At 67.0% G+C, this 15,094-nt stretch carries 16 protein-coding genes and 1 pseudogene; 8 read left to right on the plus strand and 9 right to left on the minus strand.

Annotated features, from left to right (window positions below; all coding sequences use genetic code 11):
• Positions 1-2: 2 nt before the first annotated feature.
• The 7 genes from DAD99_RS09250 (at position 3) to DAD99_RS09280 (ending at position 6,239) form a co-directional block, all read left to right on the plus strand.
• Positions 3-662, plus strand: coding sequence for a 3-oxoacid CoA-transferase subunit A (locus tag DAD99_RS09250; RefSeq protein WP_193341283.1), 660 nt, complete (start codon positions 3-5; stop codon positions 660-662).
• Between the two features lie 2 nt (positions 663-664).
• Entirely contained in the window at positions 665-1,357 is a 693-nt protein-coding gene (locus DAD99_RS09255) for a 3-oxoacid CoA-transferase subunit B (protein ID WP_193341284.1), read from the plus strand.
• A gap of 33 nt (positions 1,358-1,390) precedes the next feature.
• Positions 1,391-2,203: an IclR family transcriptional regulator C-terminal domain-containing protein gene (locus DAD99_RS09260; protein ID WP_193341285.1), complete on the plus strand. Its 813-nt coding sequence runs from the start codon at positions 1,391-1,393 to the stop codon at positions 2,201-2,203.
• 140 nt (positions 2,204-2,343) lie between these two features.
• Positions 2,344-3,552, plus strand: a complete 1,209-nt coding sequence (locus tag DAD99_RS09265) for a Re/Si-specific NAD(P)(+) transhydrogenase subunit alpha (protein ID WP_193341286.1) — start codon at positions 2,344-2,346, stop codon at positions 3,550-3,552.
• Positions 3,552-3,902, plus strand: coding sequence for an NAD(P) transhydrogenase subunit alpha (locus DAD99_RS09270; RefSeq protein WP_193341287.1), 351 nt, complete (start codon positions 3,552-3,554; stop codon positions 3,900-3,902). The genes DAD99_RS09265 and DAD99_RS09270 overlap by 1 nt, the downstream gene beginning before the upstream one ends.
• Entirely contained in the window at positions 3,899-5,272 is a 1,374-nt protein-coding gene (locus tag DAD99_RS09275) for an NAD(P)(+) transhydrogenase (Re/Si-specific) subunit beta (RefSeq protein WP_193341288.1), read from the plus strand. The genes DAD99_RS09270 and DAD99_RS09275 overlap by 4 nt, the downstream gene beginning before the upstream one ends.
• A gap of 49 nt (positions 5,273-5,321) precedes the next feature.
• A complete protein-coding gene (locus DAD99_RS09280) occupies positions 5,322-6,239 on the plus strand; it encodes a diacylglycerol kinase family protein (RefSeq protein WP_193341289.1) in 918 nt (305 codons plus the stop codon).
• 135 nt (positions 6,240-6,374) lie between these two features.
• On the opposite strand, the gene DAD99_RS09285 is transcribed toward DAD99_RS09280, so the two are convergent.
• The 6 genes from DAD99_RS09285 to DAD99_RS09310 form a co-directional block, all read right to left on the minus strand.
• Positions 6,375-7,103 (minus strand): aspartate/glutamate racemase family protein, encoded by a 729-nt coding sequence (locus DAD99_RS09285; RefSeq protein WP_193341290.1) that lies wholly within the window; start codon positions 7,101-7,103, stop codon positions 6,375-6,377.
• 8 nt (positions 7,104-7,111) lie between these two features.
• The gene (locus DAD99_RS09290; protein ID WP_193341291.1) at positions 7,112-8,557 is read right to left on the minus strand and encodes an amidohydrolase family protein; all 1,446 of its coding nucleotides are present in this window, start codon (positions 8,555-8,557) and stop codon (positions 7,112-7,114) included.
• A gap of 10 nt (positions 8,558-8,567) precedes the next feature.
• Positions 8,568-9,383: an aspartate/glutamate racemase family protein gene (locus DAD99_RS09295; RefSeq protein ID WP_193341292.1), complete on the minus strand. Its 816-nt coding sequence runs from the start codon at positions 9,381-9,383 to the stop codon at positions 8,568-8,570.
• Positions 9,380-10,063, minus strand: a complete 684-nt coding sequence (locus tag DAD99_RS09300; protein WP_193341293.1) for a GntR family transcriptional regulator — start codon at positions 10,061-10,063, stop codon at positions 9,380-9,382. Before DAD99_RS09300 ends, DAD99_RS09295 begins: the two co-directional genes overlap by 4 nt.
• 108 nt (positions 10,064-10,171) lie before the next feature.
• Entirely contained in the window at positions 10,172-11,530 is a 1,359-nt protein-coding gene (locus tag DAD99_RS09305) for an MFS transporter (protein ID WP_193341294.1), read from the minus strand.
• 328 nt (positions 11,531-11,858) lie between these two features.
• Entirely contained in the window at positions 11,859-12,698 is an 840-nt protein-coding gene (locus DAD99_RS09310; protein ID WP_193341295.1) for an ACT domain-containing protein, read from the minus strand.
• An 89-nt stretch (positions 12,699-12,787) separates the two neighbouring features.
• On the opposite strand from DAD99_RS09310, the pseudogene DAD99_RS21655 reads away from it, so the two are divergent.
• A pseudogene (locus tag DAD99_RS21655) lies at positions 12,788-12,940 on the plus strand (FUSC family protein); the annotation flags it as partial.
• A gap of 188 nt (positions 12,941-13,128) precedes the next feature.
• Here DAD99_RS21655 and DAD99_RS09320 read toward each other — a convergent pair.
• The 3 genes from DAD99_RS09320 to DAD99_RS09330 form a co-directional block, all read right to left on the minus strand.
• The gene (locus tag DAD99_RS09320; RefSeq protein ID WP_193341297.1) at positions 13,129-13,755 is read right to left on the minus strand and encodes a thymidine kinase; all 627 of its coding nucleotides are present in this window, start codon (positions 13,753-13,755) and stop codon (positions 13,129-13,131) included.
• Between the two features lie 105 nt (positions 13,756-13,860).
• Complete coding sequence (locus DAD99_RS09325) at positions 13,861-14,295, minus strand: acyl-CoA thioesterase (RefSeq protein WP_082575848.1); 435 nt, start codon at positions 14,293-14,295, stop codon at positions 13,861-13,863.
• A gap of 75 nt (positions 14,296-14,370) precedes the next feature.
• Positions 14,371-14,874 (minus strand): GNAT family N-acetyltransferase, encoded by a 504-nt coding sequence (locus DAD99_RS09330; protein ID WP_185261967.1) that lies wholly within the window; start codon positions 14,872-14,874, stop codon positions 14,371-14,373.
• Positions 14,875-15,094 lie beyond the last annotated feature (220 nt).

Genomic DNA, 15,094 nt, shown 5'->3' on the forward strand with positions numbered 1-15,094 from the left:
ACATGCTGACATTTGTTGACGCCGTAGACGAGGCCGTGTCCGGGATCAAGGACGGCTCCACCGTGATGATCGGCGGGTTCGGCAACGCCGGCCAGCCGTTCGAGCTGATCGACGCGCTGATGGACTGCGGCGCCAAGGAGCTGACAGTGGTGAACAACAACGCCGGCCAGGGAGACCAGGGCCTGGCGCTGCTGATCAAGGAGGGCCGGGTGCGGAAGATGATCTGCTCGTTCCCGCGGCAGCCCGATTCATGGCACTTCGACGCCAAGTTCCACGCCGGCGAGATCGAGCTGGAGCTGGTGCCGCAGGGCAATCTGGCCGAGCGGATCCGCGCCGCCGGTGCCGGCATCGGCGGGTTCTTCACGCCCACCGGCTACGGCACCATGCTGGCCGAGGGCAAGGAAACCCGCATCCTCGACGGCCGCGGCCAGGTCTTCGAGACACCCATCCACGCCGACGTCGCGCTGATCAAAGCCCTGAAGGCCGACGGCGTGGGGAACCTTGTGTACCGCAAGACCGCCAGGAACTTCGGCCCCATCATGGCTGCCGCAGCGAAGCACACGGTGGTCCAGGTGTCCGAGATTGTCCCCACCGGCGGGCTCGATCCCGAAAACATCGTGACTCCCGGCATCTACGTCAACAGCATCGTGAAGGTGGCCTGAACATGAGCGCACAGACCAACAGCCAGGCCAGCATTCAGACGTCCCACAAGCCTTTGGGCCGCGACGACCTCGCCGAACTCGTGGCCCGCGACATCAAGCCCGGCTCGTTCGTGAACCTCGGCATCGGCCAGCCCACCCTCGTCTCCAACTACCTCAAGCCGGAGCAGAACATCACGCTCCACACGGAGAACGGCATGCTGGGTATGGGCCCGGAAGCCGCGGGCGACGAGATTGACGGCGACCTCATCAACGCCGGCAAGATCCCGGTCACCGAGCTGCCCGGGGCGTCCTACTTCCACCACGCGGACTCGTTCGCGATCATGCGCGGCGGCCACCTGGACATCTGCGTGCTCGGCGCGTTTCAGGTCTCGGCCACGGGCGACCTCGCCAACTGGCACACCGGGGCCCCGGACGCCATCCCGGCCGTGGGCGGGGCGATGGACCTGGCCACCGGCGCCAAGGACGTGTTTGTGATGATGACGCTCCTGACCCGCGACGGCGCGTCCAAGATCGTGGACGCGTGCACGTACCCGCTCACGGGCGTGGGCTGCGTGACGCGCGTGTATACGGACAAGGCCGTCTTCCTGACAGGGCCCGGCGGTGTCACTGTCCGCGAGACGTTCGGCTGCACCCTGGAGGAGCTCCAGGAACTGGTGCCCGTCCCGCTCAAACCGGCCGCCGCCGTCGCGACCTGACACCCCATCGCGGGCCGAATAGGATTGGTAACCATGACCAACGCACCCGCAGACTCACGGGCCGCCCCGCAGGCGAGTGACCAGTACGTGCAGTCGCTGGCGCGCGGGCTGGCCGTGATCCGCGCCTTTGATACCGACCACCCGGTCATGACCCTCACCGAGGTGGCGGCCCGGACGGACCTGACCCGAGCCACGGCCCGGCGCTTTCTCCACACCCTCGTTGAGCTGGACTACGTACGGACCGACGGTAAGACGTTTGCGCTCACGGCCAAGGTGCTGCAGCTCGGCTACGCCTACCTCAGCGGGCTGTCCCTTCCGCAGCTTGCCCAGCCGCACCTGGAGGAGCTGTCCCTCAAGCTGGGCGAGTCCACATCGGCGGCGGTGCTGGACGGCACGGACATTGCCTACATCGCCCGGGTGACCACGCGCCGCATCATGAACGTGGGCATCACGGTGGGCACCCGCTTCCCGGCCTATGCCACGTCCATGGGCAGGGTGCTGCTCGCGGCCCTGCCGCCCACCGGGCTCAGGGACTACCTGGCAGCGGCGGCCATCAAACCGCTGACGCCGCGCGGGCTGGGCGCTGTCCCGGAGCTGCTGGCAGTGCTGGATACGGTCCGCGCCCAGGGCTGGTGCCTGCTTGACCAGGAGCTTGAGCTCGGGCTGATGTCCGTTGCCGCTCCCGTGTACGACGGGCCAACAAAGGTGGTGGCCGCGGTGAACGTATCCCTCCAGGCCCAATCGGTGGCGGCCCAACCGGACCCGGAAGCGTACCTCGCTGCCGTGGCCCGCGAAATCGTGGCGACCGCGAAGCTGGTCTCGGCGGACCTCAGCGCGCGCCAGTAAGCTGGCGGCCGGCTGGCTCTTGCGGGTCTGCGCGAACAGGCAGCAAATGCCCCCACAACGCGAATCTGAGCGAATTAGCTGCCAGTTCGTGCAAGGCGCCATAGACTCGAGCCAACTACGTCCGTAAGGGAGTTGGCGGTTTGAAACTGGGCATACCGCGGGAACGTCATGAGGGTGAACGGCGTGTGGCCGCCACGCCGGAAACGGTCAGGCAGTTGGCGGGGCTGGGCCTGGATGTCCTGATCGAGGCGGGCGCCGGGGCCGCCGCCGGCCATTCGGACCACGATTACACCGACGCGGGAGCCCGCATCGTCCAGGACCTGGACCCCGGTGACCTGGAGGTCCTGGTCCACGTCCGCCCGCTGGAACCCCCGACGGCGGCAGCCCTGAAAAGGGGCACCGTCACCGTTGGCCTGGCGTCGCCGTCGTCCGAGCTCGCCACCGTGCAGGCGCTCGTGGAGGCCGGTGTGACCGCCTTCGCCTTGGAACTTGTCCCGCGCATTTCACGGGCGCAGTCAATGGATGCGCTCAGCTCCCAGGCCCTGGTGGCTGGCTACCGCTGCGTGCTGGAAGCCGCCATCCGGCTCCCGCGCTTCTTCCCGCTGTACATGACCGCTGCCGGCACCGTCCCGCCGGCCCGGGTGCTGGTGCTCGGCGCCGGGGTTGCCGGGCTGCAGGCCATCGGCACCGCGAAGCGGCTGGGGGCCAGGGTCTCTGCCAACGACATCCGGCCCGCCTCCGCCGACGAGGTCGCATCGATGGGCGGCACGTTCATCAAACTTGATCTGGAAACGGCGGAGGCATCGGGCGGCTACGCCCGCGAGCTCAGCGCCGACCGCGGCGCCCTGCAGCGTGAACTCCTCGCCCCGCACGTGGCCATGGCCGATGTCCTGATTACGACCGCGGCCGTTCCCGGCAGGCGCGCACCGCTGCTGGTCAGCCAGCAAATGGTGCAGGGCATGCGCCCCGGTTCCGTCGTCGTCGACCTCGCCGCCGAGTCCGGCGGCAACGTGGAGGGAGCCGTTCCCGGCGAGGACATCCTGATCCCCACCGCTGATGGTCAGGGCCACGTCACGCTGGTGGGGCTGAAGGATGCGCCGTCCGCGATGGCGCAGGACGCATCGCGGCTGTACGCCAAGAATGTGGCCAACCTGCTCGCCCTGATGATCCGGGAAGGCACCGTTGCCCCCGATTTCGCGGACGAGGTGGTAGCCGGAGCGTGCCTGACGCACGACGGCGCGGTGCGGCACCAGCCCACGGCCGAGGCTCTGGAGGCACTTGTGCCTGCCCTGCCCGACCATGCGCCCCGGGCCCAGAGCGACAGGGTCCAGACAGAGGGGGGAATCTGATGGACGGCATGAGCCTGCTGACGGTCACCGTGCTGGCGGTGTTCGTGGGCTTCGAGGTGGTTTCCAAGGTCTCGAGTACCCTGCACACCCCGCTGATGTCCGGCGCCAACGCCATCCACGGCATCATCCTGGTAGGCGCAATCATTGTGGCCGGGCAGGCCGCGGACCCGTGGATCCTGGCCGTGGCGCTGCTCGCCGTGGTGCTGGCCACCGCCAACCTGGTGGGCGGCTTTGTGGTGACGGACCGGATGCTGCACATGTTCCGTGCCCGGAAGGACGTCGTCCGCCAAGGCGCCCCGGTCCAGGGCGCCCCGCTCAAGGAATCCACCGGCAAGGAGGACGCGAAGTGACTCTCCTCGATCCGGTCTGGACCTCGCTTCTCTACCTCGCCGCCGCGGTGTTCTTTATCTTGGCGCTTCGCGGGCTCAGCTCGCCCCGGACCGCCCGCCGCGGCAACCTCATCGGTGCATTCGGTGCGCTGCTCGCCGTCGTTACGGTCTTTCTTTCCGCCCGGCTGGACAACATCCCCTGGATCATCGGTGCCATTGCGGTGGGGACCGCGGTGGCGGCGCCGGTGGCCCGGCGGGTGCAGATGACCCAGATGCCCCAGCTCGTCGCGCTGTTTAACGGGGTGGGTGGCGGCGCCGCAGCCCTGGTGGCGCTGCTGGAACTCAGCCATACGGCCGACCCCTGGGTCCGCGTCGCAATCGTGTTCACCCTCCTGGTGGGGGCCGTTTCCTTCGCAGGCTCCGGGGTCACTTTCGCCAAACTCCAGGAGCTGATGACCACCCGCCCCGTCGTTTTTCCAGGCCTCCCCGTGGTGATGGCCGCGGTGCTTCTCGCAGCGGTGGGCACCGCCGTCGCCGTCGTCCTGACCGGTTCCCTGGCGTTTGCGGTGCTGCTGATGGTGCTGGGCCTGGCGGCCGGCGCGTTGCTGGTGCTGCCCGTGGGCGGCGCGGACGTGCCCATCGTCATCTCGCTCCTGAACGCGTTCACCGGCCTGGCCGTGGCGGCGTCGGGCGTGGTGCTGGGCAACGTGCTGCTGGTGGTGGCCGGCACGCTGGTGGGCGCCTCCGGTACCATCCTCACCCGGGCCATGGCGGCCGCGATGGGCCGCAGCGTGGCCGGCATCCTGTTCGGTGCCTTCAAGGGAGGTTCGACGGCGGGATCCACCGCCGTGAGCGAACGTCCCGTCAGGTCCTCCAGCCCGGAGGACGTCGCGGTGCTTCTGGGCTACGCGCAGCGGGTGATCATCGTCCCCGGCTACGGCCTGGCCGTGGCCCAGGGCCAGCACACCGCGGCAGAGCTGGCCCTGGCCCTCGAAGCCCGCGGCATCGAGGTGGACTTCGCCATTCACCCCGTGGCCGGCCGGATGCCGGGGCACATGAACGTGCTCCTGGCCGAGGCCAACGTGCCGTACGAATCACTCAAAGAGATGGGCGAGATCAATTCCGAATTCCGCATGGCCGACGTCGCTTTGGTGGTGGGCGCCAACGACGTGGTGAACCCCGCGGCGAAGACCTCCTCCGGCTCGCCGATCTACGGCATGCCCATCCTGGAAGTGGCCGACGCCCGCCAGGTGATCTTCCTGAAACGCTCCATGCGGCCCGGATTCGCCGGAATCGAAAACGAGCTCCTGTACGAGCCGCAGACCTCGCTGCTCTTCGGCGACGCCAAGGATTCACTCGCCAAGGTGCTGGGCGCGGTGAAGGCGCTGTAACAAAGTACGCTGTCCCCAGGCCCACTTTCCCATGTCAGCGAAGGACACCATGACAGCCAACAGCTCCACTCCCCTCAAGCGCCCGGCCATCATCATCAACCCTGCCAAGCCGGTGGACATCGACGTGCGTGCCCTGGCGGCGAAGCACTGCTCGGAGAACGGCTGGGGCGAGCCCATCTGGCTGGAGACCACCAAGGAGGACCCCGGCGTCGGCCAGGCGAAGGAGGCACTCACGCAAGGGGCCGACGTCGTTATTGCCGCCGGCGGCGACGGTACCGTGCGGTGTGTGGCCGAGGTCCTGTCCGGCGGCGACGTGCCCATGGGGTTGCTTCCGTTCGGCACGGGAAACCTGCTGGCCCGCAACCTCGGCATGGACGTCACGGACTTTGACGGTGCCATGGCCGGGGCGCTGGCGGGCACCGAGCGGAAGATCGACATCGTGCGGGCCGTCCGCAATGACCCGGACAAGGAGCAGGTCTTCCTGGTGATGGCGGGCGTGGGCTATGACGCGACCATCATGGCCGATACCAACGAGGACCTCAAGGACAAGGTGGGCTGGCTGGCGTACGTTGACGCCGGCATCCGGAACCTGCCAGGCAAGCCGGTGAAGGCAACCATCGTGATCGACGGCAAGGACGTGGTGCACCGCGGCGTCCGCAGCGTAATGGTGGGCAACTGCGGCAAGGTCCAGGGCGGACTCGAGATCTTCCCGGACGCCAAGATGGATGACGGCCTGCTGGACGTGGCGGTGCTGGCCCCCAAGGGGAAGCTGGGCTGGTTCTCCGTGATCGCCGGCATGATCGGCAAGGGGAAGGGCAAGGACACGTCTGTGGAGTACTACCAGGGTAAATCCGTGGAAATCACCCTTGAACACAACGACGACTACCAGCTTGACGGCGACCACGAAGGCGACGGCAAGCACGTCCTGATGACCCTTGAGCCCGGCGCGCTGACCATCCGGATGTAGCCCCGGCCGCCGGAACTCCGGCAGCCTGGGCACAGACGTGAAGGGTTCGACGGCGGCCCGCTCCCAGTGGGCGGGCCGCCGTCGGTTCCTGCCTGGGCTGCTGGAACTGCAGGCCGCTGACCTGCTGCCTGGCCGTTAGCCGGCCAGCAGCCTGCCCCACCTCGGTGCGAGCAAGGGGGACCCGGCAAGTTTGAGGCAGTGCCACAGCGTTACGGCCACGGAGTCCAGCACCGGAACGCCGGTTTCGGCCTCCACTTCAGCCGCGAGGTTGGCGCCGTACAGGTTGGTGCAGAGGTAGACCAGGGCATCCGGACGGGCTGCGGCCAGCTCCAGTGACCCCGGCCGCATCTCGTCGTCCGTGACCCGGGCGAACGACTCGTTGTCGCTGAGCCCCAGGGCCCGGTGGCCGATGGTTTTGATGCCGTCCCGCTGGTAGGAGTCCATGACCGCGCGGTTGACGTCTTCCGTGTACGGCGTGAAAAGCCCTATCCGCTCCGTGCCGAAGGACTCGAAGGCTGCCAGATAGGCCAGCGTGGACGTGGTGGCCGGGATGCCCGTCGCGTCCGCGATTTCGCCGGCCAGCTCCCGGTCGTGGTCCGCGCCGAGCCAGGAGCCGGACGTGCCGTTCCAGGCGATGACGTCAACGCCTGCCGTTGTTAGCAGCTCGGCGGCGGTGCGCATAACGGCGGGGTCGAACTGCCTGTCCGAGGAGTCATCCAGGGCGATCCTGGTGACGGGGATCCGGGTGAAGTGGATGGTGACGTCGTCCCGGTCGCCCAGGATGCGGTAGCTCTGCGGCTCCAGACAGGTGTTTGAGGACGGCACGATCATGCCGATACGGGTCTTGCGTGCTGCGGATGGCATGGCTGCTCCTACTTTGCTGCGGCGAGGGTTGCGGGGGTGGTGGCCAGGGCGGAATCCACGGCGGACGCAAGGTGTTCGCGGAAGCCATTGCGGGCCACGAAACGCCCCACGGCGCCGGGATCGTGGAAGCCGGCGCCGTCGAGCACCACCCGCCCGGCGGACACCACGACGGCGGGCCAGCCCGTGAGCGTCCGGCCGTCGAACGGCGAGAAATCGGTGCCCATGTGCAGCGCTCCGCCGTCCACCGTCCGTTCCTCGGCGGGGTCGAAGATCACCAGGTCGGCGTCGAAGCCTTCGGCGATGGTCCCCTTGCCGGGGACCGCATTGATGCGGGCCGGGCCTGCGGCGAAGACCTCCACGAACTCTTCCACCGAGCTGCCGGCGGAAGCCATGGCCGTGAAGGTGACGGGCATCCGGGTTTCCACGCCGGGCAGGCCGTGCGGCATGGCGCGGACGTCGTCCGTGCGCTCGCGCTTCTGGGACAGGTCGTAGCAGGAGTGGTCCGAGGAGACGGTGTGGATAGCGCCGCCGGCCAGCCGTTCCTTGAGCGCGGCCACGGTTTCGGGGCTGCGCATCGGCGGGCAGCAGGCGTACCACTCCGGGAAAGCTGACCCGTACACCGTGTCATCGAGGGCTAGGTAGTGCGGGCACGTCTCGGAATAGGCTTTCTGGCCGCGGGCACGTGCCTCGGTGACCAGATCCACGGCGCCCGGCGTGGACTGGTGCACGAAGTACACGGGGGCCTGGGTGTACTCGGCCATGGCCAGGGTTTCCCTGACCGAGATTTCCTCGGCGAGTTCCGGTCGCGTCCGGTGCAGGTGTTCGATACCGATCCTGCCGTCGTCGGCGTGCTGCTGCGTGCAGTCGTTGATGATGGGGTCGTGTTCGGCGTGGATGTAGGTGAGGCCGTCGAGCCGGACCATCTCGCGCATGACCTTCAGGATGGTGTCCCCGTCCGCCATGGTGCTGCCGCGGTTGGTGGTGTACATCTTGACGGACCGGATGCCCTCGGCGGCGAGCTGCTCAAGCTGCCACGGCACTGTTTCGTCCCAGCTCACCACCGCGCCGTGCAGGGCAACATCGCAGCGGGACTCAACGGCGAGTTCCTTCTTGTGCAGGACGGCGGCCAGCGGGGTTTCCTGGGCGTCCCGGGGGATGCCAAAGTCGATGATCGTGGTGGTGCCGCCCCACAGCGCCGCGGTCGAAGTGGTGCGGTAGTCGTCGAGGGTGCGGAAGCGTCCGGTCACCTGGGCCACATGGCAGTGGCCGTCCACGCCGCCGGGAATCACCAGCCGGCCGGCGGCGTCGATGGTGCGTTCGGCTGCGGGTATGGCTTCCGAGGCTTCCACGAGTTGGGTGATCAGGCCGTCCTGGATAACGATGTGGGCGTTCTGGCGGCCGAAGCAGTTAACTACTGTGGCGTTGGCGATGACAAGGTCGGGCTGTCGGGACATCGTTGTCCTCCTAAATCTGTGAAGCGGCGTGTGCGGACTGGGCGGCGGCCATGGCGGCGTCGAGGTTTCCGGAGAGGCCGTTGCGGGCCTTGAGCGGCGGCGGCGCGAAGGCCCCGGCCCGGTGCGGGCCGGACTGAAGCCCGACGACGGCCTCCGCCATGCGGATGCCGGCTGAGATGCCGTCCACCACCGGAACCGGGATCTGGCCCCGAAGTTCGCGGGCCAGCCCGGCAAGGGGCGCCCCTGCGAGGATCACGACGTCGGCGCCGTCCTCGGTGACGGCCTGCCGGCTGAGTGCCAGCAGCGTTTCCTTGAAGTCGTGCTGCACGGACCCGATGCCGTTGAGGCTTTCGTTGATGGAGCGGATGGAGGCCAGCCGGCCGCCGAGGCCGAAGCGTTCCACGCAGTCCAGGTACCAGGGTTTGATCCGGTCCGAGATGGCGATGATGGAGAAACGGTGGCCCTGCAGGGCGGCGGCGCACAGGGCGGCTTCCGTGATGCCGATGACGGGCACGTCTGTGAGTTCCTTCAGGGCAGGCATGCCCGGATCGCCGAAGGCCGCCACGACGACACCGTCGATGCGGTCCCCGTGTGAGGCGCCGTCAGAGATGGTGCCGCTGGCAGCTTCTGCGGTGTATTCGGCAATGACCTCTGCCACCGCGCCGGCGGCGATCAGGGACTCAAAGCGGGTTTCGATGTATTCGACGCCGTGCCCTGCCGTGCGGACCACGAGTTCGGTGTCCGGCGCAGCCGAACGGAGGGCTTCGGATTCAATCAGGGCCGTAACGTCGTGGCTGATGTTGGGGTTGATGACAAGGAGTTTCATTTTTTCTTCCGGTGAAGAGCGGGTTCTGTTTTCTGGAAGTCGTCGGGGAACTGCTCGCGGTACTTGCCGATGTGCGACGCAGACTGGGCCGCGGCACGGTCCGGATCGCCGCTGGCGATGGCGCCGTACAATTCCCGGTGTTCCTGGATCAGTTCGGGCAGGTCGCTGACGTGCCGGAACAGCCAGTGCATACGGCCCTGCAGTGGTTCCAGTGCGGATTTGAGGAAGCCGTTGTCCGCGATCCGGGTGATGGCGTCGTGGAATTCGCTGTTGGCCCGGTGGGCTTCCATGACTGCGCCCTTGGCGAGGCAGCGTTCGGCCTCCTCCAGCAGGCCGTCAAGGTAGCCCAGGTCTTCCGGTGTTGCGCGGACGGCGGCCAGCCGGCAGGCCAGCACCTCGAGTGACTGCCGGACGTCGAAGAGATCCTCCACGTCCTTGGGGCTGAGTGAGCTGACCTCGGCTCCGCGGGCTCCCCGGTCGCTGAGGAGGCCCTCCTGGCGCAGCATCCGGAGCGCCTCGCGGACCGGCAGCCGGGAGACATTGAATTCGGCTGCCAGGTCGCGCTCCACCAGCCGTGTGCCGGGAGCGTAATGCCCTTCAAAGATCCTGGTGCGGAGGGTGTCCCGGACAGTCTCGCGGAGGGGGCGTTCCTTGTCCTGGGTCTCTTCGGCGGTAAGCATGGTGCTCCATTCGGATTCTTTGGTGACGTTGCGCTCCCGGCGGCCGGGAGATGGTGCTGTGGCCTAGCTTAGGGCGGGCCGGTCTGGACGGTTGTCCCGACGGGCGGCCTAGACGGGAAGCCGCTTGGTGTAGTTCAACGTCAGGACAGAGGCGCCCATGATGATTGCGGATCCCACGAAGTACAGCAGAGCCCACGTGTAGGAGCCGGTCGCCCCGACGATCAGGCCCACGGCTATCGGAGTGACGAAACCGGCGATGTTGCCGCTGAAGTTCATGGCGCCGCCCAGCACGCCGGCGTTCGTCCGGCCGCCCAGGATGGAGGGGATGCTCCAGAACAGGCCCACCCAGCGGAGGAAGAACATGACCACGGACAGGAGGACAACGGCGGTCGTCGAATCAGCAACGATGGTAACTCCAATGAGGCCGCCGATTACCACGATGCTGGAGATACCGAGGAGGGTCCGCATAACGAGGTTGGCCGAAGCTCCGGAGTTGCGCCATTTGTCGGCGATGGTGCCGCCCAGGATTTCCCCGACGAATCCGGCCCCGAAGATCACGAAGGTGGACCAGCCGATGGTCTTGAGGTCAAAACCCTTGGCCTGGGCCAAGTACAGCGGACCCCACGTCAGCAGGCCATAGAAAACGCCGTTGAAACCCAGCCAGCCGAAGCACATTGCCCAGAAAGACCGGAATCGCAGGTAGGGCAGAAGCGCGCGCTTTCCTTTGCTGCCGCCCAGCTCAGCTTCTGAATCCTCCGCGGCGTGGGAGGCCTCAAGGTATTCCGCCTCGGCTTCGTTGACCCCGGGGTGCTGCCGCGGGTTGTCCCGGACGTACCACCACACGGCAAGGCCCATCAGGACGGTGGCGGCGCCGGCGATGATGAACGCGAGGCGCCAACTGCCGGTGGAGGCGATCAGGCCGGCAATGAGGATGCCGCCAAGGCCAGCACCGAGGGGGGCCCCGGCGTCGAGGATGGTGGCACCGCGGCCACGTTCGGATTTGTGCATCCAGATGGCGTTCAGCTTGCCGCCGGCCGGCATAACGCCGGCTTCCGTAACGCCGATACCCATCCGGGCAATGAACATGCTGAGGAAGCCGCCGGCGAAGCCGGAGGCGGCCGTGGCCGCCCCCCATCCGACGCAGGATGCCGTCATGACCTTGCGGGGACCGAACTTGTCGATCAGCAGGCCTACCGGGACCTGCATCAGCGCGTAGGTCCAGAAGAAGGCGGAGAGCAGCAGCCCCACGAGCTCCGGGGCGAGATTGAATTCCTTCTGGATGATCGGGAGGGCCACCGAGATGGACCCCCGGTCGATGTAATTGACGGCCACGAGGACCAGCAGGAGCAGGAACATTTTCCAGCGGACGTTGGTGCGACGTTGCACGCCGTCCTTCTGCTGTTGGCCGCTGGGCGCGGGGTTCAAGGTGTCGTCAGCGCTTGCTGTTTTGGTGTTCGGAATAGACACAGCTTCTCCTTCACGGGGAAGTTACGGATGGGGAACGGAGAGATCCGGGATTTTGGAAAATATGGCCCGCGGGCGGGCGGGTGATTGAAGAATGTGGCTCCGGATTGCGCGTTGGGAAGCGCCGGAAATGACGTGCATCTTTTGGGATCCCGTTTTGGGATCCCAAAATTAAAGGTAGAAGTGAGCCGCGCCACTGTCAAGGCTTTTCTTCAATTGCGCCGGTGCGGGCCTTAAAAACGGATTGTGACTGCCTGCGCCGCGGCAGGGAGAAGTGTGGTTCGGGCCTTCCGCTTGCCGGGTCTGGTCGACGGCGGCCCAGTGCCGGGCACTAGTGCTGGCAGCTGGCGGCAGGCCGATGGGCCAAGATTTCGGCGAGCTCGGCGAGCCGGTGAGCGCGGGCTGACTCGGCGGGTGTGAACGGTTCGCCGGGACGGGCGAACGTGATGGGTCCGTGCCAGGCGGTGGGGATCTTCAGGCGGGTGCCGGTGTCGTGCTTTTCCAGGACCGCCTCCGCAGGCGTGAGGATGCGGGCACGAAGCAGCTCGGCGACTGCCAGCGGCAGCTCGTCAGGGGCATCGGCGATCCGGGCCGCCAGGCTCAGCGCTTTTGTCTGACCGTCCGCCATGGCCAGGGCGGTGGTGGGCCAGACCCGCGACCGCGAGCCGCCGCCGTCGTGCAGTGCCTCCAGCAGGTGCCGTTCACTGAGGTTCCCCGGCGCCGAGAGCACAAACTCGTCCAGCACGCCGCCGGCAACCGGGTGGACATGGATGCTGAGGATGTTGGTGTCCAGTCGGGCCAGCGCCCGGGTGATTTTCTGCAGCGACCCCGGGTGGTCCTGGAGCACCGTTCGCGCCCGCCACAACGCCGGTGCGCTGCCCAGCTTCCTGTGGTGCCGGAGGGCCGGCGCGTGCAGCCAGCCGCGGAGGATCCGGGCGGCTGAGGGCTCCGCCACCCAGATCACCAGCACGGTGGCGGTGAACGTGAGAACCAGGACCTTGGCAAAATACGGCAGGTGAGTTTCCACCACGAGGGCATGGACCAGCAGTTCGATCGGGAGCATAACGGCCACGTTGGCCAAGGTCAGGCGGGTCTTGGTCGGTTCCGGCATCAGGCCGCAGACTTCACAGCTCAAATCAGCCGCGGCAGGCTTCCTTGCGGTGGGCTTCATGCCTCAAGAATCACAGGGTGGTGTTTCGGCGGCGTTGCCCTGCAGTTCCGATCGTGGGAACAGGCTGCGGCGTAGGATCGATGTGTACGTCAGCGGCCATCTCCTGGCTTCGGCTGCGGCCTGCCGGGTCCCAGTTCCACATCTTCGCTTTCGCGGCCATTGCCTCGATCCCCAACCAGCCGCCGCTCTGGGAAGGGATGCTGGTGGCCGTCCTCACCACCGCGTTCTGCCTTCTGATCGGCGCCCACCAGCCTGCTCCGGGACCGGATTGTCGAGACGGTGATCGGTGCCGCCGTCGGGATCGCCGTGGTGCTGGCACCTGTCCTCTGGCGGCGGGTGCGGCGGGTGCCGGGGGTGCCGGGTTCGCCGGGTGTGAGCTGAGCCGGATGTAATCCGGAGCCGGGAGGGTTGCCGGGCGCGGCGCCAGGCCTCAGGAACCCAGCCGGCCGCCAGACTCCTCGAGGTAGCAGGACCCGCACAGGGATTCGTACCAGACGTCCTGGCCGTCGATGGCCACCTGATCGCCGTCGAACACCACCCTGTTGCCAACCCGCCGGGTGTTGAAGATGGCCTTGCGCCCGCAACGGCAAATGGTCTTGAGCTCTTCCAGCGTGTGGGCCACCTCCAGAAGCCGGCGTGATCCCGGGAAGGCATGGGTCAGGAAGTCGGTCCTGATGCCATAAGCCAGTACCGGGACGTTGTCCAGGACCGCGATGCGGAACAGGTCATCCACTTGGGCCGGCGTCAGGAACTGGGCCTCGTCCACCAGAAAACAGGCCACCGGCTTCTGGTCCACGTGCTCCAGCAGCGCATCCGGGTCATCGCCGGCCGCATGGGCGGCGAAGAGTTCGCGCACGGGGGTGGTGGCGGACAGCAGGAAGTCCGCGGACCGTGTCATGCCCAGCCGGGACACAATGTCCGTATCGCCTTTGGTATCCACGCCAGGCTTGGCCAGCAGGACGCGCTGTCCGCGCTCCTCGTAGTTGAAAGCGGCCTGCAGGAGTCCGGTGGACTTGCCGGAGTTCATGGCGCCGTAGCGGAAGTAGAGCTTGGCCAAGAGAGTCCTTTCAAGGGGTCCGGCTATCGATCCTATGCCGTACGACCCACGGACCCATGGCGGTGACGTGACGCGGGGCCGGGCGGCGTAAGGCGTCCGCCGTCGTCAGTCCTGGATGAGCGTTTCGGTCAGGTGATGAGTGGGAATCCGGTCCCGCTCATAGGTGATTTCGGTGTAGCCGTGTGGCTCCGGCTTGCCAGCGGGGCTGAGGTTCACAAAGACGATCTCTTCGATGGTGAGGATGCTCTGGCGCGTGATCATGTTGCGGACTTCGGCGCGCATGGTCAAGGATGTCCGGCCGAAGCGCGTTGCCGTCAGGCCCATCTCCACCAGGTCGCCCTGCACGGCGGAGCTCACGAAGTTGATCTCCGAGATGTACTTCGTGACTGCGCGGCCGTTGCCAAGCTGGAGGATGGCGTAGATCGCGGCTTCCTCATCGATCCATTTCAGCAGGCTTCCTCCGAAAAGGGTTCCGTTGGCGTTCAGGTCCTCCGGCCGGATCCATTTGCGGGTGCGGAAGGTGATGTCAGTGGATTCCATATGGCGAGGTTAGCGTGCCGCGGCGCACGTTACGTCGTAGCTGTTGTGTGTAACGGGCCGCCGCCCGGATTTGGCTCACGCCATGGCGGTGTGGGCGGCGCTGTGCGAGTCAATCGACTTGGCGTAACAGTACGAGTGCTCCACTCCCACGTAAGCGCCAAAGTTGGGGACGGAGTCGAAGCCGGAGTTCTCGTAGAAGTTCCGGCCGTCCGGCTGCGCCGAGCCCGCTTCGGCCTTGATGCGCGTGATGCCCTGCTTGTGCGCCTCTGCTTCGAGGGCCGCCAGGATGGAGCTGGCCACGCCCGATCCCCGCGTATACGGGAGCACGTAAAGCCGCTTGATTTCGGCAGTGGCGCTGTCCAGGAGCCTGAGTCCGCCGCAGCCCACGGGCTGTCCCGAGCCTTTGTCGTACGCCACCAGGAACACGGCGCAGTCGGCGCCCGACGGCGGGGTCCCCGGTTCGTGGTCAGGGGTACCGAAGCGGGCGTCCAGTTCCGCCTGCTGGGCCCTGCGCAGATCGGCGCCCACGGGGTTGGACCAGGTGACCGAACGGATGTTGAGCCGCGGATTGGTCTGCATGACTGCCTCGTTTCGCCGAAGGGTGATGCCTGATAATCCTAAGAGCCCGTGGTTACCGTGGTGTTTCCTTGGCGTAAGCGTCCGGAGAACTTCGGGCTGCCGGCGGACCAGGGTTTCGGGAGCGCGAATGGCCGCTGGTTCCGCGTAGGATCGGGCCCGCCGGTTCAGGGTCTCCGGGCTGTAGTCCTGAAGGTCCTCCGCCGCGACGTGCTCGTAGTGC

This window comes from Pseudarthrobacter sp. AB1 (assembly GCF_014926485.1).
Lineage (GTDB): Bacteria > Actinomycetota > Actinomycetes > Actinomycetales > Micrococcaceae > Arthrobacter.

Excerpts from the sequence above, each read along its gene's own strand:
- DAD99_RS09260 (WP_193341285.1), top strand. The coding sequence starts at position 1,391 with ATGACCAACGCACCCGCAGACTCACGGGCCGCCCCGCAGGCGAGTGAC.
- DAD99_RS09255 (WP_193341284.1), top strand. The coding sequence starts at position 665 with ATGAGCGCACAGACCAACAGCCAGGCCAGCATTCAGACGTCCCACAAG.
- DAD99_RS09280 (WP_193341289.1), top strand. The coding sequence starts at position 5,322 with ATGACAGCCAACAGCTCCACTCCCCTCAAGCGCCCGGCCATCATCATC.
- DAD99_RS09250 (WP_193341283.1), top strand. The coding sequence starts at position 3 with ATGCTGACATTTGTTGACGCCGTAGACGAGGCCGTGTCCGGGATCAAG.
- DAD99_RS09330 (WP_185261967.1), bottom strand. The coding sequence starts at position 14,874 with ATGCAGACCAATCCGCGGCTCAACATCCGTTCGGTCACCTGGTCCAAC.
- DAD99_RS09295 (WP_193341292.1), bottom strand. The coding sequence starts at position 9,383 with ATGAAACTCCTTGTCATCAACCCCAACATCAGCCACGACGTTACGGCC.
- DAD99_RS09270 (WP_193341287.1), top strand. The coding sequence starts at position 3,552 with ATGGACGGCATGAGCCTGCTGACGGTCACCGTGCTGGCGGTGTTCGTG.
- DAD99_RS09290 (WP_193341291.1), bottom strand. The coding sequence starts at position 8,557 with ATGTCCCGACAGCCCGACCTTGTCATCGCCAACGCCACAGTAGTTAAC.
- DAD99_RS09310 (WP_193341295.1), bottom strand. The coding sequence starts at position 12,698 with ATGAAGCCCACCGCAAGGAAGCCTGCCGCGGCTGATTTGAGCTGTGAA.
- DAD99_RS09285 (WP_193341290.1), bottom strand. The coding sequence starts at position 7,103 with ATGCCATCCGCAGCACGCAAGACCCGTATCGGCATGATCGTGCCGTCC.
- DAD99_RS09300 (WP_193341293.1), bottom strand. The coding sequence starts at position 10,063 with ATGCTTACCGCCGAAGAGACCCAGGACAAGGAACGCCCCCTCCGCGAG.
- DAD99_RS09325 (WP_082575848.1), bottom strand. The coding sequence starts at position 14,295 with ATGGAATCCACTGACATCACCTTCCGCACCCGCAAATGGATCCGGCCG.